The sequence below is a fragment of the Yoonia sp. genome (assembly GCF_046498525.1).
GTDB lineage: Bacteria > Pseudomonadota > Alphaproteobacteria > Rhodobacterales > Rhodobacteraceae > Yoonia.
In genome coordinates, this window is sequence record NZ_JAWOAN010000140.1 from 1 (window position 1) to 3,441 (window position 3,441).

Annotated in this window: 3 protein-coding genes; all 3 read right to left on the reverse strand. The window is 60.5% G+C overall.

What is annotated here, in order from left to right; genetic code table 11:
- The coding region (locus R6T97_RS09320; protein WP_410349021.1) for an aldehyde dehydrogenase family protein at positions 1–985 on the reverse strand (985 nt) is incomplete at its 3' end.
- A 17-nt stretch (positions 986–1,002) separates the two neighbouring features.
- Entirely contained in the window at positions 1,003–2,277 is a 1,275-nt protein-coding gene (locus tag R6T97_RS09325) for a biotin/lipoyl-containing protein (protein WP_410349022.1), read from the reverse strand.
- Complete coding sequence (locus R6T97_RS09330) at positions 2,267–3,262, reverse strand: alpha-ketoacid dehydrogenase subunit beta (protein WP_410349023.1); 996 nt, start codon at positions 3,260–3,262, stop codon at positions 2,267–2,269. The genes R6T97_RS09325 and R6T97_RS09330 overlap by 11 nt, the downstream gene beginning before the upstream one ends.
- Between the last annotated feature and the right edge of the window lie 179 nt (positions 3,263–3,441).

Sequence of the window (3,441 nt, forward strand, 5' to 3'; positions counted from 1 at the left end):
CCGCGTTGACGAGGGGACCAACGTCAACGGACGGGTCGGTGCCGTCGCCCACTTTCAGAGCGCTCATGGCGGCGGTGAATTTGGCGGTAAAGGTCTCGGCCACGTCCTCATGCACATAAATGCGGTTGGCGGCGGTGCAGGCCTCGCCCAGATTGCGCATCTTGGCCAGCATCGCGCCTTCGACGGCGACATCGATATCGGCGTCCTCGAATACGATCAAAGGTGCATTGCCGCCCAATTCCATCGCCGGTTTCAACACCTGATGGGCTGCTGCGTGCAGCAGCTTGCGGCCCACGCCGGTCGAACCTGTGAAGGACACAACGCGCACGCGCGGATCGTGCAACATATGGTCGACCAATGCGCCGGTGCGCTTGGACGGCAGCACGTTGACAAGGCCCTTGGGCACGCCGGCCTCTTCCAGAAGCGGCATAAGCGCCAGCATCGTCAGCGGCGTTTCCGAGGCGGGTTTGATGATCACTGCACATCCCGCAGCCAGTGCCGGTGCAATTTTGCGCGTGCCCATCGCGGCTGGGTAGTTCCACGGTGTCACCAGCACGGCAAGCCCAGCAGGTTTATGTTGCACCATGATCCGTGCGCCGGATGCGGGGGCGTGGGTCAGCATCCCGTCGGCGCGCACGGCTTCTTCGGCGAACCAGCGGAAGAATTCGGCGGCATATATGGCCTCGCCCTTGGCATCGGTCCCCGCCTTGCCGTTTTCCAGTGTGATCAGATGCGCGAAATGGTCCAGACGCGCAGTCATCAATTCCCATGCCTTACGCAGTACTTCGGACCGGTGGCGCGGTGTCTGCGCGGCCCATTCCTTCATTGCGGCTTCGGCGGCATCAAGGGCCGCATCAGCATCGGCAATCTCGGCCGAGGCGACCGAGGCGATCACCGCTTCTGTGGCAGGGTTGATCACATCAAAGCGTTCGCCTGATGCGCCTTTGTGCCATGCGCCGTCGATATAAAGATCGGTAAAGTCCATTTTGGTCTCCGATGTGGTCAGAGCAGGTGGCGGAGCGGTTGCTCCATCCGGCCTGCGAAGTTGGAAAGAAGGGTGATTGCGTCACTTGGCAATAGTTGCGCAGGCGCAAATTCAAGCGTGATCGTGAGGCCAGCGCCGTTGCGCATGAGCGTGAGTGTCGGCACATCCTCGGCCCCGACGGCTACGCTTGTGATCGCGCTGAAGCGCAAATCGCGGACACGCAGTCGGGCGGCGTCCTCGCACGGCTGGGTGGCGCTGAGATGGGCCGAGGCCGCGTAGGTCCTGGTCAGGCCAAAGCTTTCGACCACCACCGTCGTATCGCTGCCATAGCTCGCGGCGCAAAGACCTGCGAGCAAGGCCGCGGTATCGGTCAGTTGCGCAGATTTTGCAGCCCAGTCGGCGAAGTCCGAGAAGCCTTCGTCGGCCAGTTCGGCGGTCAGACGGCCCGCAGCCTGAGCCGTTGCAGCGGTTGCGCTGCTAGAGCTCTGTGGCAGAGCCCGCAATGCATCGATGTCTTTGACATGAAAGGGCTGTGGATGCCCTGCGTCGACGAGCCGCTGCAAATCCAGCCCTTGCTCGAGCGCCAGCCGCCGCAGTTTGGGTGACGCAAGGATGCGTCCATCCGTTGCAGGAGCAGGAGTCACTTTTGCCGGTTGCGCCTTGGCGACGGGTGCGGGTTTTTCCTCTGCAACGGCGGCTTGCGGTGCAGGGGCAGCAGCACTTTTGCGCGCGACAGGATTGGCAGGTCTCTCGGCTGTGATGATTGCGATAGTCTGGCCGGTGGGCACGTCTTCGCCTGCCTCGGCAAGGGTTGCGCCAAGATACCCGTCAAAGCCTGCGTTCACCTCATTGACGCTTTTGTCCGTTTCAACCTCGAACAGAATATCATCGGCGCCGACCTGATCACCGGGCTGTTTGTGCCATGCGACCAGCAAACCGGAATCTTGCGCCATGCCCAGCGTGGGCATGATGACTTCTTTGCCCTTAGGCAAATCATCCGTAGGCGTAGCGGCCGCAGCGGTCTTTGGCGTTTCCGTCTGGCTTGAGCTTTCGGCACTGTCAGAGATTTTCGCGATGACATCACCCACAGGTACGTCGGCGCCTTCGCCAGCGACAACATCCGTCAGGAAACCATCGGCTGCGGCTTCGACCTCCATCGTGGCCTTGTCTGTTTCGACCTCGAACAGGATATCGCCCTTGGCGACAGCATCGCCGGGTTGTTTGTGCCAGGCGACGATCTGGCCCGTTTCCTGGGCCATACCGAGCGCTGGCATGATGACGTCAAGCGGCATGGATCATCTCCCCGCCGACAAGCATCCGCGCTTTTTCGGCGACGCCTTCTGGTGTCGGTACGGTAATATCTTCGAGCGCCGGGCTGAAGGGGATCGGCACATCCATCGCGCCCATCCGCAAAACGGGTGCATCAAGATGGTAAAAGGCCTTTTCATTGATGCGGCTGGCGATCTCGCTGGTCACGCCAAAGCTTTGGTGGCCTTCGTCCACCACGATGACACGGCTGGTTTTGCGCGCCGATTCAAGCAGGGTTTTTTCATCGAGCGGTACGATGGTGCGCGGGTCGATGACTTCGGCGCTGATGCCATCGGCGGCCAAAATCTCGGCGGCCTTTTCGCAGACCTGCACCATCGAAGATGTGCCGATCAATGTGATATCGCTACCTTCCCGTTTGATATTCGCCTCGCCAAAGGGGATCAGATATTCATCTTCGGGCACTGGGGCCTTGTCTTGATACATCAGCTTGTCTTCGAAAATAACGACCGGATTGTTGTCGCGGATCGCGGTCTTCATCAGACCCTTGGCCTCGTAGGCCGACGACGGCATGGCGACCTTGAGACCCGGTATATGGGCCACAAGTGCGTGCAGCGACTGGCTATGCTGGGCCGCAGAGCGGCGTGTGGCGCCCATATTCGTGCGCAACACCAGCGGCACGCTGAGTTTGCCGCCGGACATATAGTGCGTCTTGGCCGCCTGATTGCAAAGCTGATCCATAATCAGGAAGATGAAATCGCCGAACATCAGATCAACGACAGGGCGGGTGCCGGTCATGGCCGCGCCGACGGCGAGCCCCATAAAGCCGGGTTCGGCGATCGGGGTGTCAACCACGCGGCCTGTGCCGAATTCCTCGACCAGACCGGAGAGGACCTTGAAAGGCGTGCCGGCTTCGGCCACGTCCTCACCGATGATGAAAACCGTCTCGTCGCGGCGCATTTCTTCGGCCAGTGCTTCGTTCACGGCTTGGGATAGGGTAATCTCTCGCATCATTAATTCTCCTTATGCCAGCGCGTGTTTGATGTCGGAAAAGACGTGCATGTCGACTTCGGACACATCGGGGTATTTCGCATCAAGCGCGTATTTGACGGCGTCTTCGGCGTCTTTGGCGATTTCGGCGTTCAACGCGTCGATCTCTTCCTCGGTGGCAAGGCCTTCGCTGACCAGAT

What these genes read in the sequence shown, in the direction of transcription:
- R6T97_RS09325 (WP_410349022.1), bottom strand. Translation starts at nt 2,277, where the DNA reads ATGCCGCTTGACGTCATCATGCCAGCGCTCGGTATGGCCCAGGAAACG.
- R6T97_RS09330 (WP_410349023.1), bottom strand. Translation starts at nt 3,262, where the DNA reads ATGCGAGAGATTACCCTATCCCAAGCCGTGAACGAAGCACTGGCCGAA.